Source organism: Kitasatospora sp. NPDC004289 (assembly GCF_053602875.1).
Genome location: NZ_JBSGEL010000037.1, coordinates 1 through 26314 on the forward strand (window position 1 = coordinate 1; position 26314 = coordinate 26314).

The 26314-nt window shown below is 74.7% G+C and carries 25 protein-coding genes and 1 pseudogene; 10 read left to right on the plus strand and 16 right to left on the minus strand.

Translation table 11 applies throughout. From position 1 onward, the window contains the following. Positions 1-1259: pseudogene (locus ACWEPF_RS24000) on the minus strand (hypothetical protein); the annotation flags it as partial. Beyond that, positions 1256-3202 carry an ATP-binding protein gene (locus ACWEPF_RS24005; RefSeq protein ID WP_452174093.1) on the minus strand — a complete coding sequence of 649 codons (1947 nt, stop codon included), beginning with the start codon at positions 3200-3202 and terminating at the stop codon, positions 1256-1258. The gene ACWEPF_RS24005 and the pseudogene ACWEPF_RS24000, both read right to left, overlap by 4 nt. A 317-nt stretch (positions 3203-3519) precedes the next feature. Here ACWEPF_RS24005 and ACWEPF_RS24010 point away from each other — a divergent pair, with 317 nt between their 5' ends. Beyond that, the gene (locus ACWEPF_RS24010) at positions 3520-3837 is read left to right on the plus strand and encodes a hypothetical protein (RefSeq protein ID WP_345290976.1); all 318 of its coding nucleotides are present in this window, start codon (positions 3520-3522) and stop codon (positions 3835-3837) included. Here ACWEPF_RS24010 and ACWEPF_RS24015 read toward each other — a convergent pair. After that, positions 3816-5126, minus strand: a complete 1311-nt coding sequence (locus ACWEPF_RS24015; protein ID WP_452174094.1) for a TetR/AcrR family transcriptional regulator — start codon at positions 5124-5126, stop codon at positions 3816-3818. The genes ACWEPF_RS24010 and ACWEPF_RS24015 overlap by 22 nt on opposite strands. Positions 5127-5322: 196 nt before the next feature. Between ACWEPF_RS24015 and ACWEPF_RS24020 the strand changes: the two genes are divergently transcribed. Next, a complete protein-coding gene (locus tag ACWEPF_RS24020; RefSeq protein WP_345290978.1) occupies positions 5323-6480 on the plus strand; it encodes an acyl-CoA dehydrogenase family protein in 1158 nt (385 codons plus the stop codon). A gap of 105 nt (positions 6481-6585) precedes the next feature. Here the strand turns inward: ACWEPF_RS24020 and ACWEPF_RS24025 are convergent, their stop codons facing one another. Continuing rightward, positions 6586-6864: a hypothetical protein gene (locus ACWEPF_RS24025; protein ID WP_345290979.1), complete on the minus strand. Its 279-nt coding sequence runs from the start codon at positions 6862-6864 to the stop codon at positions 6586-6588. A gap of 222 nt (positions 6865-7086) precedes the next feature. Further along, positions 7087-7653, minus strand: coding sequence for a TetR/AcrR family transcriptional regulator (locus tag ACWEPF_RS24030; RefSeq protein WP_452174095.1), 567 nt, complete (start codon positions 7651-7653; stop codon positions 7087-7089). Positions 7654-7738: 85 nt separating this feature from the next. Here ACWEPF_RS24030 and ACWEPF_RS24035 point away from each other — a divergent pair, with 85 nt between their 5' ends. The 4 genes from ACWEPF_RS24035 (at position 7739) to ACWEPF_RS24050 (ending at position 11777) form a co-directional block, all read left to right on the plus strand. Further along, on the plus strand, positions 7739-9331 hold the full coding sequence (locus ACWEPF_RS24035; protein WP_452174096.1) for an MFS transporter: 1593 nt from the start codon (positions 7739-7741) through the stop codon (positions 9329-9331). Positions 9332-9464: 133 nt separating this feature from the next. Next, positions 9465-9758, plus strand: a complete 294-nt coding sequence (tatA, locus tag ACWEPF_RS24040) for a Sec-independent protein translocase subunit TatA (RefSeq protein ID WP_452174097.1) — start codon at positions 9465-9467, stop codon at positions 9756-9758. A gap of 157 nt (positions 9759-9915) precedes the next feature. Then, positions 9916-11202 (plus strand): hypothetical protein, encoded by a 1287-nt coding sequence (locus ACWEPF_RS24045; RefSeq protein ID WP_452174098.1) that lies wholly within the window; start codon positions 9916-9918, stop codon positions 11200-11202. After that, on the plus strand, positions 11199-11777 hold the full coding sequence (locus ACWEPF_RS24050) for a potassium channel family protein (RefSeq protein ID WP_452174099.1): 579 nt from the start codon (positions 11199-11201) through the stop codon (positions 11775-11777). Before ACWEPF_RS24045 ends, ACWEPF_RS24050 begins: the two co-directional genes overlap by 4 nt. A 4-nt stretch (positions 11778-11781) precedes the next feature. Here ACWEPF_RS24050 and ACWEPF_RS24055 read toward each other — a convergent pair whose 3' ends face one another. The 5 genes from ACWEPF_RS24055 to ACWEPF_RS24075 form a co-directional block, all read right to left on the minus strand. Beyond that, complete coding sequence (locus ACWEPF_RS24055) at positions 11782-13374, minus strand: protein kinase domain-containing protein (protein ID WP_452174100.1); 1593 nt, start codon at positions 13372-13374, stop codon at positions 11782-11784. Between the two features lie 30 nt (positions 13375-13404). Then, positions 13405-15588 (minus strand): bifunctional polysaccharide deacetylase/glycosyltransferase family 2 protein, encoded by a 2184-nt coding sequence (locus ACWEPF_RS24060; RefSeq protein WP_452174101.1) that lies wholly within the window; start codon positions 15586-15588, stop codon positions 13405-13407. After that, positions 15585-16082 (minus strand): hypothetical protein, encoded by a 498-nt coding sequence (locus tag ACWEPF_RS24065; protein WP_452174102.1) that lies wholly within the window; start codon positions 16080-16082, stop codon positions 15585-15587. Before ACWEPF_RS24065 ends, ACWEPF_RS24060 begins: the two co-directional genes overlap by 4 nt. Before the next feature lie 82 nt (positions 16083-16164). Beyond that, on the minus strand, positions 16165-17115 hold the full coding sequence (locus tag ACWEPF_RS24070) for a hypothetical protein (protein ID WP_452174103.1): 951 nt from the start codon (positions 17113-17115) through the stop codon (positions 16165-16167). Beyond that, positions 17112-17918 carry an RNA polymerase sigma factor gene (locus ACWEPF_RS24075; RefSeq protein ID WP_452174104.1) on the minus strand — a complete coding sequence of 269 codons (807 nt, stop codon included), beginning with the start codon at positions 17916-17918 and terminating at the stop codon, positions 17112-17114. The genes ACWEPF_RS24070 and ACWEPF_RS24075 overlap by 4 nt, the downstream gene beginning before the upstream one ends. A 248-nt stretch (positions 17919-18166) precedes the next feature. On the opposite strand from ACWEPF_RS24075, the gene ACWEPF_RS24080 reads away from it, so the two are divergent. Beyond that, positions 18167-18859 carry a hypothetical protein gene (locus tag ACWEPF_RS24080; protein WP_452174105.1) on the plus strand — a complete coding sequence of 231 codons (693 nt, stop codon included), beginning with the start codon at positions 18167-18169 and terminating at the stop codon, positions 18857-18859. A 22-nt stretch (positions 18860-18881) separates the two neighbouring features. Here the strand turns inward: ACWEPF_RS24080 and ACWEPF_RS24085 are convergent, their stop codons facing one another. After that, positions 18882-19445 (minus strand): GNAT family N-acetyltransferase, encoded by a 564-nt coding sequence (locus ACWEPF_RS24085; RefSeq protein WP_452174106.1) that lies wholly within the window; start codon positions 19443-19445, stop codon positions 18882-18884. A gap of 61 nt (positions 19446-19506) precedes the next feature. Between ACWEPF_RS24085 and ACWEPF_RS24090 the strand changes: the two genes are divergently transcribed. Beyond that, positions 19507-20202 (plus strand): class I SAM-dependent DNA methyltransferase, encoded by a 696-nt coding sequence (locus ACWEPF_RS24090; RefSeq protein WP_452174107.1) that lies wholly within the window; start codon positions 19507-19509, stop codon positions 20200-20202. 64 nt (positions 20203-20266) lie between these two features. Here the strand turns inward: ACWEPF_RS24090 and ACWEPF_RS24095 are convergent, their stop codons facing one another. From ACWEPF_RS24095 to ACWEPF_RS24105, 3 genes are all read right to left on the minus strand, one after another. Further along, positions 20267-20755, minus strand: a complete 489-nt coding sequence (locus ACWEPF_RS24095) for an NUDIX domain-containing protein (protein WP_452174108.1) — start codon at positions 20753-20755, stop codon at positions 20267-20269. A gap of 129 nt (positions 20756-20884) precedes the next feature. Further along, entirely contained in the window at positions 20885-21163 is a 279-nt protein-coding gene (locus tag ACWEPF_RS24100) for a hypothetical protein (RefSeq protein ID WP_449797887.1), read from the minus strand. Positions 21164-21315: 152 nt separating this feature from the next. Then, positions 21316-21549, minus strand: a complete 234-nt coding sequence (locus ACWEPF_RS24105) for a hypothetical protein (RefSeq protein ID WP_452174109.1) — start codon at positions 21547-21549, stop codon at positions 21316-21318. 257 nt (positions 21550-21806) lie between these two features. Between ACWEPF_RS24105 and ACWEPF_RS24110 the strand changes: the two genes are divergently transcribed. After that, positions 21807-22373, plus strand: a complete 567-nt coding sequence (locus tag ACWEPF_RS24110) for a GlcG/HbpS family heme-binding protein (protein ID WP_452174110.1) — start codon at positions 21807-21809, stop codon at positions 22371-22373. A gap of 12 nt (positions 22374-22385) precedes the next feature. On the opposite strand, the gene ACWEPF_RS24115 is transcribed toward ACWEPF_RS24110, so the two are convergent. Next, positions 22386-23354 (minus strand): helix-turn-helix transcriptional regulator, encoded by a 969-nt coding sequence (locus ACWEPF_RS24115; RefSeq protein ID WP_452174111.1) that lies wholly within the window; start codon positions 23352-23354, stop codon positions 22386-22388. A gap of 106 nt (positions 23355-23460) precedes the next feature. Here ACWEPF_RS24115 and ACWEPF_RS24120 point away from each other — a divergent pair, with 106 nt between their 5' ends. Then, positions 23461-24957, plus strand: coding sequence for an MFS transporter (locus ACWEPF_RS24120; RefSeq protein ID WP_452174112.1), 1497 nt, complete (start codon positions 23461-23463; stop codon positions 24955-24957). Between the two features lie 205 nt (positions 24958-25162). Here the strand turns inward: ACWEPF_RS24120 and ACWEPF_RS24125 are convergent, their stop codons facing one another. Further along, a complete protein-coding gene (locus tag ACWEPF_RS24125; RefSeq protein WP_452174113.1) occupies positions 25163-26167 on the minus strand; it encodes a LuxR C-terminal-related transcriptional regulator in 1005 nt (334 codons plus the stop codon). Positions 26168-26314 lie beyond the last annotated feature (147 nt).

Here is a 26314-nt window from a genome sequence, read left to right on the forward strand (position 1 = left end):
GCGTGGCCGAGTGCGCCGAGCGCGCCGGCCAGGGCGGGCAGGTGGCCGCCCCGCGGGTCGGCGGCGTGGGCGGCCGCCAGCAGGTCGGCGGCCCGCTCGGGGGGCACCTCGCCCGGGTGCTCGGCCATCCAGCGCTTCACCTCGCGCACCGGCACCGGGAGTTCGGCGGGCGGCAGGGCGTCGGCGGCGGTCCGCAGGGCGGCCAGCTGCCGGGACACCCCGGCCGGGCTGCGCAGGTGGGCGAGCTTGCGCCCGCCGGTGGCCGCCAGGGTCCGGGCCACCTCCCGGGCGCCGCGCGCCACGGCCAGCCGCCCGGCGATCAGCAGCAGGTCCAGGCAGGGGCGGTGCGAACCGGCCGCGTCCAGGTAGCCGACCCAGTGGGCCAGCCGGACACCCAGCTCGGTGTCGTTCGGGTAGCCCCCGGCACCGGCCAGCAGCTCGACCGCCGCCGCCCAGCGCAGCCGGATGTCGGCGTAGGCCTCCGCCTCCTCCACGTCCGGGAGCTGGCCCAGCGCCTCCTCGCGGCGGCCGAGCGCCGCGAACTCCAGCGCCCGGCCCACCGCCAGCTTGCGGCGGTCGTCCTCGTCCAGCCGGCGGCGGGCCGCCACCTGCGCCAACTCGGCCAGCCGGTAGGCCTCCAGGGCCTCCTGGTGGCGGCCGAGGCGGTGCAGCGCGGAGGCGCGGCCGTGCCCGAAGGCCAGCGAGACCTGCTCGCCCGCCGCCAGGATGCGGGCCTGGGCCCGGTCCAGGTGGGCCAGCGCCTCCTCCGGGCGGCCGCCGTCCTCCAGGGTGTCGGCGTACTCCCGGGAGAGGCAGTCGAAGCAGGCCCGGGCCGGCTCCACCCGCGCGAGCGCCTCCTCCAGCACCGCCAGCCGCTCGGGGACGTAGCCGGGGCCGTCGATGTTGGCGTGGCAGATGGTGAAGTCCTGGACGGCGCAGACCGCCTGCGGGCACCCCTCGGTCTCCGGGCGGTGGGCGAACTCCAGCAGGGAGACCGCCTCGGCCAGGGCGGCCTCGCCCTGGTGACGCTTGTTCAGCAGGTTCTGCAGCCGCCAGTGCCGCAGGAAGACCTCCACCCAGGGCAGGCCGAGCGCCCGGGCCGAGGCCAGCGCCTCCGGGAAGACCGCGTCCAGCTGCTCGTTGCGGCCCTCGACGGCGTGGCCGGCGATCTCCGCCAGCGCGGTGGCCAGCCGGTGGTGACCGGCCTCCACCAGCCGGGCGTGGCTGTCGTGCACCCAGGCCCAGATGTCGGTGGTCATGCGTCCTCCCCCTCGACCGGGGCATCGGTGGCCGGGACATCGGTGGCCGGGACATCGGCGACCGTGGCGTGCGGCACCTCGGCGGGCGACACCTCGGCGGTGAGTGCCGCCACTGCCGTGCCGATGCCGCCGAGCGCGGCGGTGAGGTCGCCGGCGGACGAGCCGGAGGCCGCCGCCATGATGACCTTGAGCGAGCGGAGCAGCCCGGCCGCCGTGGCACTGCCGGTGTGCCCGGCGCGGTAGGCGGTCAGCAGCTGACGGACGGACGGGGCGGAGAGGTTGAGGTAGAGCCGGGCCCGGACACCGCCGTCGGTGCGGCCGGTGAAGGCCCGGGCCAGCCGGAGCGCGGCGGAGGGGATGCGGCTCTCGGCCTGCTCGCCCTCCAGCCGCGCCTTCAGCTCCGCCTCGCGGTCCGGCACCAGCACCAGGGGCAGCCCCGGCGGGTCGAACCGGGCCGGGACCAGCTGCTCGCCGGGATCCGTCAGGGCTGCCGTCAGCCAGCCGAACTCCTCGGCCGCCAAAGGCCGTTCGGGATCGCGGAAGAGCTCGCGATTGCCGCTCTCGCCGCCCAGCTCGACCAGCCGGCACTCGCGCTGGCGGGCGTAGCGACGCAGGAAGGGCAGCACCGCGTACCGGTCGCCCCGGGCGATCGGCACCTGCATGGCCCGGTAGAGCATCTCCTCGAAGCCGCCCTCGGAGCCGAGCGCCACGTGCACCGCACCGTCCCCGGCGGCCCGCATCGCGCCGGCGGTCAGTTCGCCCTGGGAGGTGGGCACGGGCACGTCGTCGGCGAGCAGGGTGAAGAGGCGCTCGTCGCAGAGCGCGGCGCCGAGCAGCTCCTGGCCGTGCCGGGTCAGGATCCGCCGCCAGACGGCGGGGTGGAGCCGGGCGGTCTCGTACAGGCCGTCCACGATGGCGTCGGCGAGCACCTGCTGGAGCGCGCGGTAGTGCCCGTCGCGCTGCAGGTCCTCCCGGCTGGCGGTCGGGGTGAGCAGGTCGGACTCGATCACGCCGCCGATGAAGCCCGCCCAGGTGGGCAGCAGGTCCCGGGCGTCCTCGGTCAGCAGCATGCCGCGCAGGTAGACCGCGAGTTCGCGGTTGTCGGTGGAGCCGTAGCTGCCGCCGTCCTGCACCCAGAGCAGGCCGACGGCGTCGCTCGCGCCGTCCACCGGGGTGACCGGCAGGGTGGCGAGCGGCGGGAAGCGGCGGCCGAAGCCGGCCGCGAAGTGCAGCCGGGCCGTCTCCGACTCCCCGTCGGGCAGGGCCCGTTCCGGTCGCCAGGGGACCGGGAGGTCGTTCACCGGGTTCGGGTCGTCGCCGACCAGGACGGGGACCGGCAGCAGTACGCAGTACCGGGTGAGCACCTCGCGCAGGGTGTACTCGTCGGCCAGGGCGGCGTGTTCGGGCTTGAGCAGCAGCTCCACCAGGGTGCCCGGGGCGGCCCGCGGCCCCACCGGCTCGACGGCGTACTGCTCACCGCCCCTGCTGGAGTAGCGGTGGCCGACCCCGGGCTCGCGGTGCGAGGTGGTGGTGACGGTGACCTCGTCGGCGATCGAGAAGGCCGAGAGGAAGCCGAGGCCGAATGCGCCGATCAGTTCCTGACTACCCGTCAATTCCCTTAGAAGTCTGGTGTATCCACTGCCCACGGTGGCGAGGTAGGCGTGGATCTCCGGTTCGGTCAGACCCGCCCCGGAGTCCTCGATCCGGATCGTCCGCCGGGCCGGATCGGCCCCCACCCGGATCACCGCGCCGACGGTGCTGCCCGGCGCCTCCAAACTCCTGCGGGTGTGCGAATCATGGGCGTTCTGGACGAGTTCGCGAAGGGCCACCAATGGGGTGGAGTAGAGATGGGTGGCCAGGACCCCGACCAGTCCCCCCAGGTCCACCTCGGTCGTGCGCAGATTCCGTTCCGGCTGCCGACCGGGCTCAAGGTCTTCCGACATGAGGCCCAAGTCTGCCAGTCGGACAATCCACCTACCAGGCTTTTCGCTTTACCGTTACCTGGCCCCGAGTTCGCCGCCGAGTCGGCGACGGAACCGCAGGTCAGGAGGGGGGAAATCAACCGGAGTGACCCCCTTCGACATTTGCCGCCCCCCACGTCCGTGACTCGCCCGTTACTCGTTCGGGCGAACCGGCCGGGCGGCCATTGAAGTCAATCGGCCGACTGGGGAATGCTGGTCACGCGACGTCAGGCACCGGCACGTTACGGGGCGGCCACCCCGAACGCGCCACATTCGCACCAGTTAGCAGGGAGACCACCGTGTCCCGAATTCGCGCAGCCGCCACCGTCACCGCCCTCGGCGCCATTCTGCTCCTCGGAGCCGGCACCGCCCACGCGGACAACGGCGCCGGCGCCGCGTACGGCTCCAACAGCAGCGTGGTGAGCAACACCGGCTCGGGCAACATCGTCGGCAGCGTCAACGGCAACGGGAACGCGACCCAGCAGGCCGCGACCGGCTCCGGCGCGGCGAACCAGAACAACAGCGCCGGGGTGGCCGGCAACTCCGGCGGCATCGGCGTGATCCAGGGCAACGGCGCGTTCACGCACTCGGTGTACTACCCGTTCGTGCTGTACTGACCCACCTCGTCGTGGTGACCCCGCAGGGGCGGGCCCGGCCGGGCCCGCCCCTGCTCCATGTCCAGGGCGGTCAGGCCCGACACTGCTGCGGCGAGATCGGTCAGACACTGCGTCAGGTCGGGCCTGGCCCAGCCGCCCCGCACCCCGTCGTTGACCAGCGCGAACATCGCGTGCACCCTGATCCGGGCCTCGGCCGGGCCGTACTGCGGCCGGACCCGCCGGAGCAACTCCACCCACGTGCGCAGGAACTCGCGGCGGAAGGCGACCGCCGCCCGCCGGTCCGGCGCGGCCAGCCGCTCCGTCTCGCTGACCATCGCGCCCAGGTGGTCGCCGTGCCGGCGTGCGAAGTCCACGTACGCCCCGAGCCCGGCCGCGAGCGCCGCCGCCGGGCCGCCCGCCGCCGCCATCGGCGCCGACACCTCCTGCCGCAGCCGCTCCCGGCAGCGCTCCAGGGCCGCGGCCAGCAGTTCGGCCTTGGTGCCGAAGTGCTTGTAGACGCTCGGCCCGGCGATGCCGACGGCCGCGCCGAGCCGGTCCGTGGTCACGTTGTCGAAGCCGTACCGGTGGAACAGCACGACGGCGGCGGTCAGCAACTCCTCCCGGCGGGAGCCCGGGGGCGGCGGGCCGTCCGCCGCGACGGAGCACGGCCTGGACGACGACGACGGCAGCGGCGTCGACAGCACCGCGGTGGTCAGCTCGCCGAGCAGTCGCTCGAACCGCCGCCGGGGCAGCACGAAGCTGTGGTTCGACAGCCCGCCGAGCGCGGAGAGCGCCGACCAGCAGAGCAACTCGGCGTCCGGGAGCGTCAGTTCGGGCCGTGAGCGGCGGAGGGTGGTGGCCATGGCCGCCACCTCGGCGCGCAACTCGCGACGCAGCAGGGCCCGTTGGGCCGGCGGCAGCAGCCGGGCGTCCCGCTGCCAGAGCGTGCCCAGTGCCCGGTGGTCGATCGCGGCCGGGGCCAGGGCGGCAGCCAGGGCGGACGGCCCGCCGGGCACCGCTCCTGCCTCGTCAACGCTCTCGACCGCGGCCGTCCCGCCAGGCGGGTTGAGCTCGGTCGGCGCGGAGGAGCCGGCCCGGACCGCCTCGCGGAGGGCGCGGAGGTGCGAGTCCAGGACCTGGCGGAGCAGCTCGGGCTTGCCCGGCACGTGCCGGTAGAGCGCGGGGGCGGTGATGCCCAACTCCCCCGCCAGCTCCGCCATCGAGACCCGGTGGTACCCGTCCCGGTGGAACCGCTCCCCCGCGACGCCCAGGATCTGCGCCTTCCGCCCCGGCGGCCGCCTCGTCGCCACCCTCGCCCCCTGCCGACCGCACCCGAGCACTCCGCGAAACCGCCCGGCCAGGGTAGCAACGATTCACTTGACGGTCCGTCCGAAGCCCGAACACGGGACGGACGGGATCAGGAAGTGCTGGACACCGGAAGCTACCGCCGATTAACTTGAGCCGCGATCAGAGCCGCCTCCGGGCCGCCACGAAGGGAGCGCCGCCGTGCGCCGCACCGTGTTCGACGAGGACCACGAGGCCTTCCGGGAGACCATCCGGGACTTCATCGCCAAGGAGGTCGTGCCGGTCTACGAGAGCTGGGAGAACGAGGGCCACCCGCCCCGCGACTTCTACCGCAAGCTCGGCGCGCTCGGCGTCTACGGCATCGAGGTCCCGGAGGAGTACGGCGGCGCGGGCCAGACCGGCTTCAAGTACCAGGCCGTGGTCAGCGAGGAGTGCGCCCGGGCCGGCGTCACCTTCGGCTCCTCGGGCGTGCACACCGGCCTGGTGCTGCCCTACCTGCTGGAGTACGCCACCGAGGAGCAGAAGCAGCGCTGGCTGCCGGGCTTCGTCTCCGGCGACATCATGACCGCCATCGCGATGACCGAGCCGGGCGCCGGCTCCGACCTCGCGGGCATCGCCACCACCGCCAGGCTCTCCGAGGACGGCACCCACTACGTCCTGAACGGCGCCAAGACCTTCATCACCGGCGGCGTGCTCGCCGACCTGGTGCTGGTCATCTGCCGCACCAGCCCGTACGACCCGGCCGACCGCCGGGCCGGGCTCTCCATCCTCTGCGTGGACACCACCTCGGAGGGCTACGCCGTCGGCCGCAAGCTGAAGAAGATCGGCCTGCGCACCTCCGACACCGCCGAACTCTCCTTCACCGACGTGAAGGTGCCGGTGGGCGACCTGCTCGGCGAGGAGGGCAAGGCCTTCGCCTACCTGACCCACAACCTGGTCCAGGAGCGGCTGGCCATCGCGGTCGGCGCGTACGCCTCCTCTGCGGCGGCGGTTCGCTTCGCGGTGAGTTACGTCAAGGACCGCAAGGTGTTCGGCCAGGCGGTGGCCGAGTTCCAGAACACCAAGTTCAGCCTGGCGGACTGTCAGGCGCAGGTGCTGGCCCAGGAGTCCATGGTGGACCGGGCGCTGGAGCTCTACCAGAACGGGCAGCTGACGGTGGCCGACGCCGCCGCGACCAAGCTGTTCTGCACCGAGTCGGCCTCCCAGGTGATCGACAAGTGCCTGCAGCTGCACGGCGGTTACGGCTACATCCTGGAGTACCCGATCGCCCGGCTCTACACCGACAACCGGGTCTTCCGGATCTACGGCGGCACCAGCGAGGTCATGCGGACCATCGTCGCCAAGTCGCTCGGCCTGTAGGTCCCCCCGACCACGCCCGGCGGCATCCCCCACGATCCGCCGCCGGACGTGCGGCAGCGGGCCGCTCCCCCATCGGCCCGCTGCCCAATCCTCGTGTTCCGTCCGTCAGTTGTGCTGCCCCGGGTGCTGCGGGTGCTCCGCGCGCCAGGCGTCCCAGCCCGCCATCGAGGCCGCCCGGGCGTGCTGGAAGGTGCGCTGGGCCATCTCGCCCGGCGGGGTCTCCAGCTGCCGGACCCAGCCGCGGCCGGCCGAGAGCAGCGCCGCCCCGACCATCGCGGTACCCGCGAGGCCGACCAGCGCACCCACCCCGGTCAGCACCACCCCGGTGGCCAGCAGGCCCCGGTTGACCTCGAACCCGCCGATGAACTTCTGATACGTCGCCATGCCACCCACCTTCGGCGAGGGCCCGCCAGGGTGCACGCCGGACTGCTCCAGCGGGGGCGCGAGGGACGTAGGTGGTGATGCCGGGGGCGCGGGGCTCTGCCGATGTGCGGCTCCGCCGCGGGGCGCGCCGGGGAACGGCAGCACGTGCAACTGGCTGACGTGCCCCGATCTGGCGCTGGGCCGCCTTCCGCACTCGCGCAGTTCCTCGCGCCCCCGGGGGTTTCACCCCAGGACGCGGCCGGCCGAGAGGTCCAGGGCGCGCAGCATCTGTTCGCCCGTCAGGGACTGGGCCGGGTCGACGAGCCACTGGGTGACGGTGCCGGCGAGGAGGGCCTGGTAGAAGGCGCCGAGGAGCACCTCGTCCTCGCTCTCGGGGGCGCGTTCGCCGCTGACCATGTGGGCGATCTCCAGCCGGGCCAGCCGCTGGACCTTGGCGAACTGCTCCCGGATGTCGGGCAGGTCGTCCATCCGCGCGATCACCTCGAACTGCGCCGCCCAGAGCCCGTGGTACTCGACCATGGTCGACCGGATCCCGTCCCAGACGGCGACGAACCGCTCCCGCGGCGTGCCCCCGACACCGGCCGTGGCCGCGTCGACGGCGTCGCCCCAGCCGCCGATGGCCTCCATCATCGCCTGGTTGAGCAGCGCCTCCTTCGAACCGAAGTGGTAGCCGATCGCGGCCAGGCTGACGCCCGCCGCCGTGGCGATGTCCCGTGCGGTGGTGCGGCTGTAGCCCTTCTCTGACAGGCAGCGCTTGGCGCCGTCGAGCAGGTCCTCACGATTTCCCATGCCCGGAAGCGTACGCCGCGGGCGAGACGGATGTCTTGCACATCCGTACTAGACATTTGTCTGACACGCCCGTACGGTTCTTCTCGTGACCACAACCCACGGCCTCGCCGGCCGCCGCGAATGGACGGGCCTCGCCGTCCTGCTCCTGCCGACCCTCGTGATCGCCACGGACATGGGGATCCTGTTCTTCGCCGTCCCCTTCATCAGCACCGAGCTGCGGCCCAGCGCCACCGAGCAGCTCTGGATCATGGACATCTACTCGTTCCTGCTGGCCGGGCTGCTCATCCCGATGGGCGCGCTGGGCGACCGGATCGGCCGCCGCCGCCTGCTGATGGCCGGGGCGCTCGGCTTCGCCGCCGCCTCCGTGCTGGCCGCCACCGCGGACGGCGCCGGGCAGCTGATCGCGGCCCGCGCCCTGCTCGGGGTGACCGGGGCGACGCTGATGCCCTCGACCCTGGCGCTGATCCGCAACATGTTCCACGACCCCAGGCAGCGCACGGCCGCGATGGGCGCGTGGGGCGCCGCGACCATGGCCGGGGCCACCCTGGGACCGGTGGTCGGCGGGCTGCTGCTAGAGCACTTCACCTGGAGCGCCGTCTTCCTGCCCGCCCTCCCGGTGATGGCGCTGGTGCTGCTGACCGCCCCGTTCCTGCTGCCCGAGTACCGCAGCCCGCAGCCCGGCCGCTTCGACCTGGCCGGCGCACTGCTCGCGGTCGCCTCCGTACTTCCCACCGTCTACGGGATCAAGCACTTCGCGGTGGACGGCTGGAGCACCGGGGCCGCGGCGGCCCTGGCCGCCGGGGTGCTGCTCGGCGGGGCGCTGGTGCGGCGGCTGCGGACGGCGGCCACGCCGCTGGTCGACCCGGCGCTGTTCCGCAACCGCACCTTCTCCGGCGCGGTGGTGGTCAACACCCTCACCATGCTGGCCATGATGGGCTTCACTCTCTACACCTCGCAGTACCTCCAACTGGTGCGCGGGATGGCCCCGTTGACCGCCTCGCTGTGGGCACTGCTGCCCAGCGTCGGGGTCTTCGTCACCGCCGGGGCCTCCGGGGCACTGGCCGGGAAGGTCCGGCCGGGAGTGCGGCTGACGGGTGGTCTGGTGATCGCCGCCGCCGGGTTCGCCCTGATGACGCAGGTCCGTCCTGACTCCCCGCTGGCGCTGATCCTGGTGGCGGCCGGGGTGCTGGCCGCCGGGACGGTGGCCGCGATGATGCTCACCGCCGAGCTGGTGGTCTCGGCCGCACCGCCCGAGCAGGCCGGCGCCGCCTCGGCGGTCTCGGAGACCGCCACCGAGCTGGGCGCCTCGCTGGGGATCGCGCTGCTCGGCGCGGCCGGCGCGGCGGTCTACTCCGCCCGGCTGGACGGCGGCCTGCCGAACGGCCTGCCGGCCGAGCTCGCGGCGGTGGCCCAGGACACCCTGGGCGGGGCGGTCACGGTGGCGGCGCAGCTGCCGGGCGAGCTCGGCGGGCAGCTGCTCACGGCCGCCCGGGACGCCTTCGCCGACGGCATGCACCTGGCCGCCGCGGTGGGCCTGGTCACCATGCTGCTCGGGGCGTTCCTGGCCCACCGCATGCTGGGTGACCTGCCCGTTCCCGCCCCGGCGGACGAGGCCGCCGAGCCCTCGGCCGGGCAGCCGGAGCTGGTCCAGACCACTGGGCGGGCAACGCTCACGTGAACACCTGGTTTTCGCCCGATGTTTCAGGACCGCTGTATACGTCGGCCGGGCGGGCCATGCATACTGGCCGAGGTGGGGCAAGTTCGCCCGACCCATGAAACAGCGAGTAATCCGAAGGGACCGGTGGTCAGGGATGCTGCGCAACGGTCTGGAGCCCTGGCACCTTCTCGTGGTGCTGGCTGTGGTCATCCTGCTTTTCGGTTCGAAGAAGCTGCCCGAGATGGCGCGCGGCCTCGGCAAGTCGATGCGCATCCTGAAGGCCGAGACCAAGGCCCTGCGCGAGGACGACGCCCAGGCCGCCGGCACCCCGGCCGCCCCGGCGGGCGGCACGGCGCAGAGCACCGCCACCGAGCAGCCCCGCCAGGCGGTCGAGCCGACCGTCATCACCAAGGCCGCCGAGCCGAGCGGCCAGCAGAACAAGGCCTGACCCGCCACCACGGCCGGTCCGCACCGGGCCGCCGGTCCTCCCCTCGGGGACGGACCGGCGGCCCGGTGCTTTGCCGTGTCCGGCCGCGGTCTGACTGGCTGTCGGAAAAGTTCTGTTATCTCCTGGTGTGCACCGATCCACACCGCAGGAGGTACGGATGGCCGACCCGACCGGCTCCACCGAGGTCGAGGAGCTGCGACGTCGGCTCGCCCTGCTGGAGGAGCGGCAGGCACCGCCCCGCCGGCACCGCGTCAGGTCCGCCTTCGCCGTCCTGCTGGTCCTGCTGGCCGCCGTGCTCACCCCGCTGAGCGTGGTGGCCGCCTGGACCAGGGCCGAGGTCGGCGACACCGACCGGTACGTGGCCACCATGGCGCCGCTGGCCGAGGACCCGGCGATCCGGGCCGCCGTGACCGACCGGGTGACCGCCGAAGTGATGAAGTACCTGCCGGTCGACACCCTGCTGGAGCAGGTCGCCCCCGCCGACCGGCCGCTGCTCGACAAGGCGCTCGGCGCCCTGGGCTCCACCCTCACCAACGGCCTGACCGGATTCGTCCACGGCCAGGTCGAGAAGGTGGTGGACAGCGACGCCTTCGCCACCGTCTGGGTGACCGTCAACCGGAACGCGCACGCCGCCGTGGACCGACTGCTCACCGGGGAGGGCGGCGGCGCCGTCGAGGTCCAGGGCGACACCGTGACGCTGGACCTCGCCCCGCTGATCGACCAGGTGAAGAACCGGCTGGTCGCCCAGGGCCTCGGGGTGGCCTCGAAGATCCCCGAGGTGCACACCGACTACGTCCTGGTGCAGTCGGACGCCATCCCCAAGGCGCGGACCGCCTTCCGGCTGCTCGACCTGGCCGGTTTCTGGCTGCCGGTGCTCACCGTGCTGATCGCGGCGGGCGGCGTGCTGCTGGCCGGGCGGCGGCGCCGGGCCCTGGTCACCGCCGCGCTGCTGGTGGCCGGCGGGGCGGCGCTGCTCGGGCTGGGCCTCGCCGTCGGCCGGGCGTTCTACCTGGACCGGCTCCCGGCCGGGGTGAGCCAGGACGCCGCCGCGGCCGTCTTCGACGCCCTGGTGCACTACCTGCGGACCACCGTGCGGGCGGTGGTCGCGCTCGGCGTGCTGGTCGCGCTCGGCGCCTGGCTGACCGGGGCGGGGCGGTGGGCCGGGACCGTACGGCGGCTCTGGGCGGCCGGCTTCGGCGCCGTCCGGACCACCGCAGCGCGGGCCGGGCTGCGGCTCGGTCCGGTGGGGCGCTTCGTCCACCGGTACAAGGCCTGGCTGGGGTGGACGGGGGTGGCGGCCGCCGCGCTGGTGCTGGTGTTCTGGAGCTACCCGACCGGGATGGTGGTCTTCTGGACCGGCTTCGCCCTGCTGGGCGGGCTGGCGGTGCTGGAACTGCTGGACGAGCGGCCGGGCGAACGGCCGGGCGAAGCGGCCGCACCGTGACGGGGTCGGAGGAGGACGACGGCTCCGGGCACCGGGTCGACCGGGTGGGCTGGCTGTTCGGGGCGGGCGGGGCCGCGGCGCTGCTGGTGGCCTACTTCACCGTGCCGCTCGGCGCCTTCGGCCCGCACCACCCGGTGCCCAGCTGGCTGACCTTCGCCGGGGCGCTGACCGTGCTGGCCGGGTACCTGCTCCGGGAGATCCGCCGCGAGTACCTCGGCCTGCCAGGCCGCCCGGCGATGGCGATCCTGCTGCTCAGCGCGCTGACCCTGGTGGTCTTCGCCTCCACGTACTACGCGCTGGCGCACGAGTTCACCGGGCTGACGACCCGGATCGACGCGCTCTACTTCACCGTGGTCACCCTCGCCACGGTCGGCTTCGGCGACGTCACCCCGTCCGGGCAGTCGGCCCGGGTGGTGGTGATGCTGCAGATCCTCTACACCCTGGTCTTCCTGACCGCCGGGGCCACCACCGTCAGCCGCCGCCTGCACGAGCGGCTGGCCGAGCGGGCCGAGGCGCGGGCCGAGGAGCCGGGCCGGGGGCGCCGCCACCGGAACCAGCGGCACGAGGGGGCCTGAGCGATCAGCCGACCAGGGCCAGGACGGCGCCGATCTTGGCCTGCCAGAGCACACTGGTCTCGGTGTCGATGGCGTGCCGCTTGCCCAGGTCGCGGACCAGCTTCTGAGCGTCCCTCAGCGAGCGCGCGGCGTCGTCCGTCTGGCGGTCGTTCAGGGCGTCCGCGGCCTCGTCCAGGCGTTCCAGCAGGTCCTGCTGCCTGTCCCGGTCCCGGTCGAACTCGCTCTGGGCCACGGCGGCGCGCAGCGCGGACAGCGCGGTGCCCGGGCCGGGCTTGGCGCTCGGCGAGGGCTTGGTGCTCGGGCTGGGCTTGGCCGAAGGGGTCGGGCTCGGGGTGGGCGAGGGGCTGGCGGAGGCCGAGGCGGGCGCGGTCGGGCTCGGGGCCGCCTTGGGGGCGCCCTTGCCCGGGCCGCCCGCCGTGAGCACCACGACCACCGCCGCCGCGGCGATCGCGGCGACCCCGGCACCCGCGTAGAGCAGCGGGTTGCGCCGCCGGGCTGGCGGCTCCTCGTACGGCTCGTAGGGCTGGGCGTCGTACTGCTGCTGGGCGCCGTAGGGCTGGGCGCCGTACGGCTGGGCCGGGAAGCCGGCCTGGTGCGGCACCGGGGGCATGACCGAGGTCGCCTGCTGGGCGCCGCCGTACGGGACCTGGCCGGGCACCGCCGTGACCGGGGGGATCACCTGGGTGGCCGCGAGCAGTTCGCTGGTGCGGTCGGCCGGGCCGTGCAGCGGGACGGCGGAGAGCAGCTCGGCCCGGGCGGTGGCGGCGTCGGCCGGGCGGTCGGCCGGGTTCTTGGCGAGCAGCCGGAGCACCACCGCGTCCAGGGCCGGGCTGAGTCCGGGGCGGCGGTAGGAGGGCGGGGCGGGGTGGGCGCCGACGTGCTGGTAGGCGATGGCCACCGAGTTGTCACCGCCGAACGGGGGCGCCCCGGTGAGCATCTCGGTGAGCACGCAGCCGAGCGAGTAGAGGTCGGAGCGGCCGTCCAGCGGGCTCGCGGTGGCCTGCTCCGGGGAGAGGTAGGAGGCGGTGCCGAGCACCTGGGCGGCCTGGGTGAGCTGGGCGCCGGAGGAGCCGGCCCGGGCGATCCCGAAGTCCACCACCTTCACCCCGCCGTCGTGGGTGATCATGATGTTGCCCGGCTTGATGTCCCGGTGCACCAGCCCGGCCGCGTGCGCGACCTCCAGGGCCTCGCAGACCGCGGCCGCGATGCCGACCGCGCGCTCCACCGGGAGCCAGGTGGTGTCGGCGATCAGCCGGCCCAGCGTCTGGCCGTGGACCAGCTCCATGACGATGTACGGCGAGCCCTGGTCCACCCCGGAGTCGAAGACCGTGACGATCCTCGGGTGCACCAGGCGGGCGGCGTTCTGGGCCTCCTGGGCGAAGCGCTCGGCGAACCGGGGGTCGTCGGCCAGGCCGCCGTTGAGCAGCTTCACCGCGACCGGACGGCCGAGCTGGTGGTCGTGCCCGCGGTGCACGGTGGCCATGCCGCCGACGCCGAGGACCTCGCCCAGCTCGTAACGCCCGTTCAGTATCCGGCCGATCACCCCGACCACTCCCCTTCCGCGCCGCCCGGTCGCCTCGGCCCGGTGGCCGCGCACCCGTGCACCATAGCGGTTGTCCGGCAGGGGTCAGCCGCCCGCCGGGGGCACCTGGAGGCTGCCGTACCGCTGCATCCGCTGCCAGCGCAGCCGGGATCCGGCCAGGGCGGTGCAGACGGACTGGATCACCACCAGGTACATCAGCTGCCGGTAGACGAACTGCTGGAGCGGGAGCGTCCAGAGCGGGCCGAGCCGCTCGCCGTCCAGGCGGAAGGCGTAGGCGCCCATCGCGAACTGGAGCGCCAGGAAGGCTGCCCAGAGCCCGAGGATGCGGCCCGGGTCGAGGAAGACCAGGCCGTACAGCGCGAACACGTCCACCACCGGGGCCAGCAGCGGCAGCAGCACCTGGAAGAGCAGCAGGTAGCCGAGGCCGCGGCGGCCGAGCTTCCCGGCCTGGCCGCGCTGGGCCAGCGCACCGCGGTGCTTCCACATCGCCTGGAGGGTGCCGTAGCACCAGCGGTAGCGCTGGCGCCAGAGCGCGCCGAGCGAGGCCGGGGCCTCCGTCCAGGCGCGGGCCCGCTCCTCGTAGACGACGCGCCAACCGGCCCGGCACAGGCCCATGGTGAGGTCGGTGTCCTCGGCCAGGGTGGACTCGCCGACGCCGCCGAGGCGCAGCAGGGCCGAGCGGCGGAAGGCGCCCACCGCCCCCGGCACGGTCGGCATGCACTCGGCCAGGTCGAACAGGCGGCGGTCCAGGTTGAAGCCCACCACGTACTCGATGTGCTGCCAACGCCCCAGCAGGCCACCGCGGTTGACCACCTTGGCGTTGCCGGAGACGGCGCCGACCCGGCGGTCCGCGAAGGGCTGCACCAGCATCCGGACGGCGTCGGGCTCGAACACGGTGTCGCCGTCCACCATCACCAGCAGCTCGCAACTCGCGGCGGCGATACCGGCGTTGAGGGCGGCCGGCTTCCCCGCGTTCTGCTGCCGGATCACCCGGACGTACGGCAGCCGCAGCGACTCGACCAGGTCGGCGGTGCCGTCGGTGGAGCCGTCGTCCACCACGATCACCTCCACCGGGTGGTCGGAGGCCAGCAGCGAGCGGACGGCCGCCTCGATGCCCGCCACCTCGTTGTAGGCGGGGACGATCACGGTGACCGGCTCGGTCACCGGCGGGCCCCACGGGCGGCGGCCGCGCAGCCGCTTGTGCCGCCGGGCCGCCACCACCACCGCGACCGCGCGCAGCACGCTGACCGCGCCCGCAGCGAACAGCAGCCAGCCCAGCACCCGGAGCACCCACTCACTGGCTGTCAGGGCGCCGAGCAGGGCCAGGCCGCGCCAGTGGTCCCCGGCCGGGGCCGGGGCCATCGGGCGGGGCAGGCCGAGCGCGTCGCCGACCGGGGCGAACCGGTAGCCGCGGGCCTGGAGTTCGGGGATCAGCCGGTCCAGGGCGGCCACCGTCTGACTGCGGTCGCCGCCCGCGTCGTGCATCAGCACGATCTCGCCGGCCGTGCCGCGCGGGGTGGCGTCGGCCACGATCCGGTCCACGCCCGGACGGCGCCAGTCGCCGCTGTCCAGGGTGGTGAGCACGGCGAGGTAGCCGTCCTGCCCCGCCTTCCGGACGGCCTCCCAGTCGGCGTCGGTGAGCGCGGCGGCCGAGGAGGAGTACGGGGGCCGCAGCAGCGAGCTGGTCCGGCTGACCGCGCCGGCCAGCGCCAGCTGACTCTGGCTCAGCTCCAGCGAGCGCCGCCACTCGGGGACGGCGGCCAGATCGGCGTGGGTGAAGGTGTGCACGCCGAGCTCGTGGCCCTCGGCGACGATCCGCCGGGCCAGCTCGGGGTGGGCGGCCACCTGGGAGCCGACCACGAAGAAGGTGGCGTCCACCTGGTGGCGGCGGAGCACGTCCAGGATCTGCGGGGTCCAGACCGGATCGGGGCCGTCGTCGAAGGTGAGCGCCACCGTCCGGTCGGCCGGCCGGGCCGAGCGGGGCGGCGCCGCGCCGCCGTCGATCACCGGGCCGCCGTCCCGGACCGCGGCGGGCACGGAGCCGCCGTCGCCCTTCGCGGTGGCCGCGCCGTCGGGGGTGCCGCCGTACAGCTGGTGGGTCCAGCCCTGGAGCAGCAGCGCGGCGGTGAGGGTGAGCACCAGGGTGGTCAGCAGCAGCCAGTGGGTGCGCAGCGGGACCTGACGGACCGCCGCGCGGCGGCCGCGGCCCTTGCCGTTGCGGCGCCGGGAGCGGTGGCCGGGGGTGGGAGCGGTGCGGGTGGTGGTCACGGGGTCTTGCTCGGCTTCCGGCTCGGGGCGGTGCTGGGGCGGCCGTGGCCGGGGGTGTTGCCGGAGTTGCCCGGGCCCGCGGTCGGGGTGGTGACCGGGGCGGAGGGCTGGTCCGTCGCGGAGTGGGTCGCGGACGGGGCCTCGGTGGTGCGGGCGGGGCGGGCGGGGAGGACCGCCTGGCCGGTGCGGGTGGCCGACTGGGCGGAGACCGGGGCCGACGGACCGTCAGACGTGGTGCCGCCCGCCGGGGCGGCGGGCACGGCCGGGGCGGGCGGGCGCTCGGCGTGCTGCTGGGGCAGGAACGGCGCGTCCACGGACGGGCCGCCGAGCAGGCTGCTGAGCAGCAGGGCGAGGTAGCCGACCGCGGGTATGACGAGCAGTCGGCCGGCGCGGCGGACCAGTCGCTGGCGGCGGCCGGAGGCGTCCACGAAGACCGGTTCGTCGGGCGGCGGGACGGCCCGGCGGGCGGCCCTGGTCCGGGGGCTGGTGGTCACCTGCGGGTCCTGTCCTGGTGCGGGGGCTGGGGTCGGGTGCCGGAAGGACCGACCCGCGCACCGGCGGCGCGGCGTCTTCGGGTCACCGGCGGGTCTGTTCCGGCTGCCCCGCGGTCCTCTGCTCCTCGGGGGTGCCGTCCTGCTTGGCGGTGGGCTTCTCGGAGGTCTTGTCCGTCGGCTTGCCGCCGGGCTTCTCGGCCGGCTTCTCGGTCGCCTTGCGGCCGCCGGAGGAGGCGGTGGCCGAGGGGAGTGCGGGGAGCTCGGGCCCGTGGGAGGAGGCCTTGCCGTCCTGGTCGGCGGCGGGCGCCGCGCAGTACGCCGCCACCCCGTCGGCACCGCCGGCGGCGGCCAGCAGCGGGGCGAACCGCGGCTCGGCCAGCAGGAGGACGCGCTTGCCGCCCGCGTCCAGCGCCACGGCCAACTGGTGGCAGAGCTCGGCCCGCTGGTCGGTGCCCGGGGAGGCGGGGGCGGGGGCGATCGCCGACGGTGCGGCCGAGCCGGACGGCGGCGCGGTGGCCGCGTGCGAGACGCCGAAGCCCTGCGGTTCGTGGTGGGAGGGGGAAGTGCCGGTGCGCGCACCGGTGCCCGCGGAGCCGGAGGCCGAGGGCGTGGCGGGGGCGTGCGCCGCCTGGCCGCCGCCGGGCAGGCCCGGGATGTGCGGCAGACCGCCGGTGCCGGCCGCCACCGCGACGCCGCCCAGCGCGGTGGCCGCGCAGGCGGTCAGCAGGGCCTTCGCGCTGAAGGCCCGCACGCGGACGGTGGTGCTCACGGTCGTTCTCCGGGCGGTGGTCGCGGTGGACGGGTCGGTGCGCACCGCCCGGAAGGCCGCCAGCGCCGCCTGCTCGCCGGGCTGCTCACCACCGCCGGCTTCGGGGGCAGCCGCGGAGGCGAGCAGCCCGGCCAGCTCCGCGTGGCCCGGCGGGGCCGTGCGGTCGGCGAGGCGCTCCGGACCGGTCGCGCGGGCGCCCGAGGCACCGGCGAGCAACTGCTCGGCGGTGTCGCGGTCGATCCGTCGGGATCGGTTGGTGCTCATCTCATGTCCTTCAGCGTCACGGCCTGCTCGGGTGTCACACCCGGCGGAAAGGTTTTCCCGGATCCCGTTCCGGGCTCCGGCGCGGAGCGGCCCGCGCGGCCGAGCCGGCGCGGCGGACGGCCCTTCCGGGGCGGCGGCGGCTGCTCGGCGGCGGGGCGGGTGCGGGGCGGTTCCACGGGCGTGCGGCGCTGGGCCGGGAAGCCCTCGGCGGGGCCGCCGGCCGGGCCGTCGCCCTCCAGGCGCTTGGCCAGCCGGCGCAGGCCGCGGTGGGCGGCCATCCGGACGGTGCCGGCCCGCTTGCCGAGCACCGCGGCGGCGCCGGGCGCGTCCAGGCCGAGCACCACCCGGAGCAGCACCGCCTCGGCCTGGTCCGGCGGCAGCTCGGCGATCATGGCCAGCGCGTCGGCGGTGGAGACCGCCGAGACGGCGCTGCCCGCGGTGTCCTCGGCGGCGGCCAGCTCGGCGAGGTACTCCTCCGGGAGGTCGGCGATCGGCCGTCTGCGGACCCGGCGCAGGTGGTCCATGGCCCGGTGCCGGGCGATGGTCGCCGCCCAGCCCCGGAAGCCGTCGGAGTCGCCGCGGAAGCCGCGCAGGTCGCGGGCGATCTGGAGCCAGGTCTCGGAGGCGATGTCCTCCGCGTCCTCCGGGCCGCCGCCGACCAGCACCCGCAGGTAGCGCAGCAGGCCGGGCTGGACCGTCCGGAAGAGCAGCCGGAACGCCTCCTCGTCGCCGTCCTGCGCCGCCAGTACGGCCTCGGCGAGGTCGGGCGGAGGGCCGCCGGGTCGGGGGTGGGAGCTGTGCACCCGCCACATCATGCGCCATCCGGGGCCGGTGCCGGACCGGTTCGGCCGCTCCGGTCCGGCCGCCGGGAGGAGCGGGCGGCCGCTCCGGTCCCGCCGTGACGGGGGCGTCAGCGGCACCGGGAGGAACGGCCCGCGCCGGCGGGACCTAAGGCCCGTCGGCCGACGCCGTTCGCCCGCAGCCCCGGGGCGGCCCCGACGCCTAGCTTTGACAGTGCACGAACCACACCCCCCACCCCCGAGGACCTGCGATGACGGCTGCCCGTGAACTCTTCGCCGAAGGGATGCGCTACCACCTGGCGCCCGCCCTGCGGGCGATGGGCCTGACGGACCAGCGGCAGGTCTTCGTCCTCCCCGCCCCGCTGCACTGGGCCGTACTGGGGGTCCGGGTGCTCGACGCGGACGGCCACGCGCTGCGCTACACCGTCGACCTCGCGCTGAGCGCCAAGCCGGACGCCGAACGGGACCGCCCGCTGCCGGTCGGGCCGCCGGACCCGTCGGCGCCGGACGGCTCCGAGCTCTGGCACGCCCGGATCGGCGAGCTGATGCCGGTGGACGACGAGGTCTGCTGGGAGATCAGCCCCGGGCCGCGCTGGCTGGTCGCGGTGGAGGACTCGATCGCCGCCGTCCGCCACTACGGGCTGCCCGAGCTGCGCCGCCGGCTGGCGGCCGCTGAGGGCGGGCCCGGGACGGGTGAGACGTACCTGTCCGCCGCCGAGCTGGACGAGGTGAACGCGGCGCTGCTGTCCGCCGCCGTGGCCCGCATCCAGCGCGCCGAGCTGGACGGCAAGACCCTGGTCCTGACCGGGGCCTGGAGCCGCTCCGACCCGGTGGCCCGCGAGGTGCTGGCCGGGGTGGCCGGAGGCTTCCTCGCGGCCGGCGACGACCGCTTCGTCCAGGTCCGCTGCACCGACTCGCTCGGCCGGGAGCTGTGGCTGTTCTGACGGAACGTCACCACGTGTCGCCTCACCAGAGGCGGTCCACCGTGCCCGGATGGAGCCCGATCCGGCGGTGCTCCCAGGACGCCGCGCGGGCCCGCCCGGTGCACAGGTCGGCCATCACCACCTTGTCGAAGCCGGGCCGGTCGGTCGGGAACGGGTCCTGCGGGGTCCCGCCGACCAGCACCGCACCGGCCAACTCCCGCCATCCGGCCGCCCGGTAGAAGCCGAGCAGCGGCCGGTCGCAGCTGAACACCCCGAGGTCCGCCCCGCTCCCCCGGACCACCTCCAGCGCGGCCCGCACCAGCCGCCCGCCGTGACCCCGGCCGCGCTCCGCCGGGTCGGTCACCACGCAGCTCAGCCCGCGGGCGCGGTACCGGGCGCCGTCGTGGTCGATCTCCTTGCCGAGCAGGTCCAGCGCGGCCAGCACCCGGCCGTCCGCCACCAGCAGCAGGCTCTCCGGGGCGAGCGCCGGATCGTGGCTCGTGCCCGGGTCGGCCCCGCCGCTGGGCCAGGCGGCCTCCTGCAACCGCCATACCTGCGACCGCAGTTCGGCCGGCACCCGGGCCTCGGGGAAGGTCAGCAGCTGCACCGTCGAGCCCTTCGGGAAAATCGCTGGCAGCTCCGCCGCCGGGTCGTGAACACTGCGAAGTATGGTGGAATTCGCGAACTTTGACACCCGGCACTACCCGACCGTGGACGTCCGGACCGGATACGGCCAGTGGGTGACGAGCTACGAGGACACGGTCGAGGACCTGATGGACCTCGCGGTACTGGACAGTCTCTCCGCCCCCCGCTGGGCCCAGGTGGAACAGGCCGCCGACCTCGGGTGCGGGACGGGGCGGACCGGAGCCTGGCTGCGGGCCCGCGGGGTGGGCGCGGTGGACGGGGTGGACCTGACGCCCGAGATGCTGGACAGGGCACGGACCCGGGGCGCCCACCGGGTGCTGCTGGAGGGGGACTTGGCGAAGACCGGGCTGCCCGAGGGGCAGTACGGGCTGGTGATCTCCTCGCTGGTGGACGAGCACCTGCCGGAGCTGGCCCCGCTCTACCGGGAGGCGTACCGGCTGGCCTCCCCGGGCGGGCTCTGCGTCCTGGTCGGCCTGCACCCGCAGTTCATCATGAGCGCCGGAATGCCCACCCACTTCACCACCGCCGAGGGCACCGACCTGGCCATCGACACCCACCTGCACCTGGTCAGCGACCACCTGACCGCCGCGCTGGGCGAGGGCTGGCAGCTGGCCGAGATGCGGGAGGCCGTGGTGGAGGAGCGGTGGACCGCCCTCAAGCCCAAGTGGGCCAAGCACCTCGGCGTCCCGGTCTCGGCGGCGTACGTGTTCCGCAAGTGACCGCAGGGGCCCCGGAGCCCCCCGGGGGCCCTGTGGACTCCCGGGGTCCTGGTGGACTCCTGCGTCAGAAGCCGGATTCGGGGCTGGTCACGATGCGCGTGCGGCCGTCCGCACGGGCCGCCAGGGCGCCGGCCAGCCGCGCCGAGCGGCTGGGGCCGAGCAGTTCGAGGGCCTCCTCGACCGGCGCCCACCGCCAGTCGTCCAGTTCGCCCTCGGGCAGCACGACCGGGGTGTCGGCGGCGATGGTGCCCAGGTCGAAGAGGAAGTGCACGGCCGGGTGGTCGAGCTCCTCCGAGGGGTGGGTCCAGGCCACCACGAGCAGCGGTCCCGCCTCCCGGACGATCCCGGTCTCCTCCTCCAGCTCGCGCGCGGCGCAGCGGGCTCCGTCCTCACCGCGGTCGACGGTGCCACCGGGGAACTGCCAGTGCTCCCGGTACCCGGCCTTGACGATCAGCACCCGCCCGTCCGGGTCGGTGAGCAGACAGCCCGACCCCGTGTAGGACCTGGGCAGCGAGGCCAGCCACTCCTCGCGGGGCTTGAGCTCCTCCGGCATGACGCTCCTTCAGTCGTGGGGTCCGCTCGGACCCTACCGCCACGGGGCCGCCGCGCGGGGAGCGGAACGGCGCGGGGGCGGCACCCGGTCCTGCCGGGTGCCGCCCCCGCGCCGTCGCGTGGGCCGGGATCAGTGGGCCGAGTGCTTCTCCGCTCCCCGGTGCCGGTGGCCGGGCAGCTCGGCGTGGTGGGCCGGGCCGGAGGCCATCGCCGGGGCGGCGAAGGAGCGGCGCCCGCCGTGGCTGAAGGCGGTGTCCCCGAAGTGCGGGGCGGACGTGCCGCCGGCCATCGGGCCACCGCCCGTGACCGGCGGTCGCATGCCGGGATCGGCGGTCATGGACCGGCGCTGGAGCATCTCCTGCATGCCGGTGCGGAGCTTGGTCATCGAGCCCGTGGATCGCTTGGTCATCGTCGACCTCCGTTCGGCGAACGGTCGCCCCGCCGGTGTGCGCGGCGATCCGTGCGCCAGGCTGTTATGCCCGGATTCTAACCTTCCGACCCGTTATGACCACTTGTCGTCGGCCGTACCCCAGGCCGTACCGCCGTCCGTACCGCGGGCCGTCAGCGGTACTCCTCCTCGTCCAGGTCGACCACCCGGCTCTGCTCCGCCGCGTCCGCGTCGTCCGCGTCCTCGTGGCCGAGCGCCCGGCGCTCCCGCAGCTGCTCGTAGTCGTCCCCCAGGTGGTCGGCGGCGTCGCGCTCGGCGTCCACCGCCTCCTGGACGACCGGCGCCGCCTCCGCCTCGAAGTCGTCGTAGTCCTCGGGGAACTCGGGATTCTCGGGGTTCTCGCGCATGGCTCCGTCCCTGCTGGTTCGAAGGGCCGTTGAGGCCCAGGGGCCTCTAGAAGTATCCGCCCGGCGCGGCGCCGGTGCGTACCCTCGCCCGCCCGGCGGCGTGTCCCCCGGAGGCCGGGTGGGTGGTGGGGGGTCAGCCGATCGGATGACCCCCGGGTCGGCCGGGGCGTCGACGGGGAGGGGGCGGTTCCGGGGCGAGGATCGATGGTGAGAGCGGGAGCCGGTGGTTCCCCCAGATCCTGAGTGGAGCAAGTGGCATGCAGAAGAAGACTGTTCGGGTCCGCGTCCTGACCGGTGCCGCCGTCCTCGCGCTGGCCGGGGCCGGCACCGTCGGCGCGCTCTCCGCGACCGCCGCGCCGAAGAGCGACAGCACCCAGGCCACCCAGGCCGTGCAGGCCGCCGACGTGAAGAAGAACGACACCTTCACCAGCACCCACCTGACCGTCGAGGCCGCCACCAAGGCCGCCCAGGCCGCGCTGGACGCCGCGAAGAAGGAGAACCAGCGGGTCTCCGTCGCGGTCGTCGACCGCAACGGCAACACCGTGGTCACCCTGCGCGGCGACGGCGCCGGCCCGCAGTCCTACGAGTCGGCCGAGCGCAAGGCGTTCACCGCCGTCTCCTGGAACGCCCCGACCTCGGAGCTGGCCAAGCGTCTCGCCCAGGCCCCGAACCTGAAGGACATCCCGGGCACCCTCTTCCTCGGCGGTGGCGCCCCCGTCGCCGACAAGGGCGCCCCGATCGCGGGCATCGGCGTGGCCGGTGCGCCCTCCGGCGACCTGGACGAGAAGTTCGCCCAGGCCGGTGTCGCCGCGCTGGGCAAGTGATCTGACCCGCCCTCAGCCGGACTCGGACACCTCGGCCGCCCGCAGCGCGCGGGCGGCCAGTTCGCGTAGGTGGTCGACGAGTTCGGCCGGCTCGCGGACCTCGAACTCGCAGCCCAGGGTGGCCAGCCGGATCCCGATCCACTCCAGCGAGTCGGACCGGGTGCGCAGCAGGGTGCGTCCGCCGTCCAGCGCGGTCAGCTCGTCCTCCGCCATGCCGAGGCGTTCGCGGACCCGCTCCGGCGGGGCGTGCAGCACGGCCACCGCCTCGTAGGTCCGGGGGCGGGCGTGCAGCCGGGCCCGGACGTACTCGCCCGCGTCCTCGGCGGGCAGCTCCCTGGGAGCCGAGCGGGCACCGGTGAGCTGGGGCCCGCTCACCCGGTCGACCCGGAAGATCCGCCAGTCGTCCCGCTCGTTGTCGAAGGCGACCAGGTACCAGCGCCGCCCGGCGGCCACCAGGCGGTGCGGCTCGACCAGCCGCCTGGTCTCGGCGCCGTCCCCCGCCCGGTAGCCGAAGCGCAGCCGCTCCCGGCCGGAGGCGGCCGCGGCCAGCACGGTGAGCACCTCGGGGTCGACCCGCGGACCGGACCCGACCATCGGCACGGTGGCCGCGTTGAGCGAGCCGACCCGGTGCCTGAGCCGGGCGGGCAGCACCTGGACCAGCTTGGCCAGCGCCCGTACCGAGGCCTCCTCGATGCCCTCCACCGCCTGCCCGGCGGCGGCCCGCAGGCCGACCGCGATGGCCACCGCCTCCTCGTCGTCCAGCAGCAGCGGCGGCATCGCGGCCCCGGCCACCAGCCGGTAGCCGCCGATCGCGCCCTTGGTGGCCTCCACCGGGTAGCCGAGCTCGCGCAGCCGCTCGATGTCGCGGCGGATGGTGCGCGGGCTGACCCGCAGGCGGTCGGCCAGCTCGCTGCCGGGCCATTCGCGCGGGGTCTGGAGGAGGGAGAGCAGGCTCAGCAGCCTCGCCGGGGTGTCCGTCATGGGATCCAGCATGGCGGACCAAGCGGCCAGGATCTGACCTAGATGGCCACTACCTTCGGAGCGTTCCCAGCCGACGCGCGGCGTCCCTGCCGAAGGAGTCCCCACCATGCCATCCGCCACCGACACCGGTGCCGTCCTCGCGGCGCCGCCCGCCGATGCCGCCGGGACGCCTCCCGTCGCACCCGACCGCAGGCGCTGGCTGGCGCTGGCGGTGGTGATGACGGCCAGCCTGATGGACCTGGTCGACGTCACCATCGTGAACATCGCCATGCCGAGCATCCAGCAGGACCTGGGCGCGGGCTTCGGCGCGCTCCAGTGGATCACCGCCGGGTACGCACTGGCCTTCGCGGTCGGCCTGATCACCGGCGGGCGCCTCGGCGACATCCACGGCCGCAAGCGGCTCTTCCTGCTGGGCATCACCGGCTTCACCCTGGCCTCGGCCCTGTGCGGCCTGGCCTGGAGCCCCGACGTCCTGGTCGCCGCCCGGGTGCTGCAGGGCGCCACGGCCGCACTGATGGTGCCCCAGGTGCTCTCGATCATCCACGTCTCCTTCCCCGCCGAGGAGCGCGGCAAGGTCTTCGGGATGTTCGGCGCGATGGTCGGGATGGGCGCGGTGCTCGGCCCGCTGCTGGGCGCCCTGCTGACGGAGTGGGACCTGTTCGGCCTCGGCTGGCGGCCGATCTTCCTGGTCAACCTGCCGATCGGGGTGGCCGGCCTGCTGATGGGCCTGAAGTACGTCGACGAGTCCCGCGCTCCGAAGGCGCTCAAGCTGGACCTGGTCGGCATGGTGATCGGCGCCGTCGGCCTGCTGATGCTGCTCTACCCGCTCACCCACGGCCGGGAGGCCGGCTGGCCGCTCTGGGGCTTCGTCTCGATGGGCCTGAGCGTCCCGGTGCTGGCGCTGTTCGTGGCGTACGAGAAGGCCAAGACCCGCCGGGACGGCTCGCCGTTGGTGGAGCTGGCGCTGTTCCGGGTGCGCAGCTTCGCGGGCGGGATCGGCGTCCAGCTCTCCTTCGGGCTGGCCACCGGCATCTTCTTCCTGGTCTGGACCCTCTACCTGCAACTCGGCCTGGGCTGGAGTGCGTTGAAGGCCGGCCTGAGCGGCGTGCCGTTCTCGGTGGCGGTGTCGGTGGCGGCCGGGATCTCGGTCCAGGTACTGGTGCCGCGGTTCGGCCGCAAGGTCCTGCAGGCGGGCGCGCTGGTGATGGCGGCCGGCACCCTGCTCTACCTCGCCGAGGCCGCCCGGTACGGACTGGCCATCGCCCCTTGGCAGATGGCGCTCCCGCTGGTGGTGATGGGCCTCGGCATGGGGCTGATCGTGGCCCCGCTGACCGACCTGGTGCTCTCCGAGGTGCCGCGCGAGCACTCCGGCTCGGCCTCCGGAATCGTCAACACCACCCAGCAGTTGGGCTTCGCGCTCGGCCTCGGGCTCTCCTCGGTGGCCTTCTTCCGGGTGGTCGACGCGGCCGACCCGGCCGTCCAGGCCATGGGGCCGGTCTTCGTGGACGCCTTCCAGCACGCCCTCTGGTGGGTCGCGGCCGGTCTGCTGCTGGTCTTCGCGCTGGTCTTCGCCCTCCCCCGGCGGGTCCACGCGCGAGGCTGACGCCGGGGCGCACCGGCTGGTGAGGCCGGGGCGCGGGGCTCTGCTGATGTGCGGCTCCGCCGCGTGGGCGCGCGGCGGGAGGATGTGACCCACGTGCCGGGTGCGGATGTTCACTTGCAAGTGGATGTCCGTACCCGGCACACGGGTTCTCGTCTTCCGATGCGCGCAGTTCCTCGCGCCCCCGGTGTGACCACGTCCAGAGGCGTCAGCGGGGGGTGGGTTCGCCGAGCCAGCCGAGGGCGGCGACGTGGATGCCGGCCTGGAAGCGGCTGCGGGCGTCGACGCGGACCATCAGGTCGGCCATCATGCGGCGGACGGTGCGCAGCGAGACGCCGAGCCGCTGGCCGGCCCGTTCGTCGGTGAGGCCCTCGGCGAGCAGGCGGAGGAGTTCGCGTTCCTGGGCGGTGAGCCCGTGCGGGTCGCGCTGAACCGTTTCGCCCAGCACTCGTGCCTGGTCCCAGAGTTGCTCGAAGAGCGCGCGCAGCGCGGCGATCACCCCGGGGCTGTGCAGCAGCACGGCCCCCTTGCGCGCGTCCTCCGGGTCGATCGGGACGATGGCGGTGGCGTTGTCGACCAGGATCATCCGCAGCGGCAGGGTGGGGGTGGTGCGCACGGCCCCGCCCAGCCCGTGCAGCCAGCGGGCGTACTGCACGGTGGCCGGGTCGTTGCGCACGCTGTCCTGGTAGATGGTGCGCATCCGGACGCCGCGCTCCAGGGTCTCCTGGTCGAGCGCCCGGCTGGCCTCCATCACCTGGGGCGGCTGCGGGCCGCCGGGGGCCAGGGCGAGCACCTCCACGGTGGCGTCGGAGGCGAGTTGGACGAGCCGGCCGCGGACCTCGCCGAGGTCGGAGATCAGCTCGACGCCGGTCTGGCTGGTGGGCGTGCGCACGCTCGCGTACTCGGCGATCAGGCCGGCCATGGTGGCCCGGCTGCGTTCGATCTCCTGTTGGCGGCGGGCCGCCTCGGCCTCCTGGAGCGCGAGCAGGGTGGCCAGGCCGAGCTCCGGGTTGACGGCCCGCCAGCGGTCCTCGGCACCGGTGGGTCTGGTGAGTGCCAGGTCCGCCAAGTGGTCGAGTGCCGCCTTGACTTCGGCCTCGGGGGCCTCCAGCCGGACGGCGATGCCCTGGGTGTCCAACTCCGGGTGGAGCAGCATCGTCCGGTACACCGCTTCGCCGAACGGGTCGAGCCCGATCGGCCGGGACTCGGTCAACGTTCCCTCACCAGAAGGTCGGAGCACATCACACCCTCCCCCGCGGGACCGGACATCGGACCGGCGTGCCCGTTCACCGATACTGACAGGCGGTCAGCGTAGCGTCACTTGACGGAACTTAGAACAGTCTTCCGGACAATCGCGGCG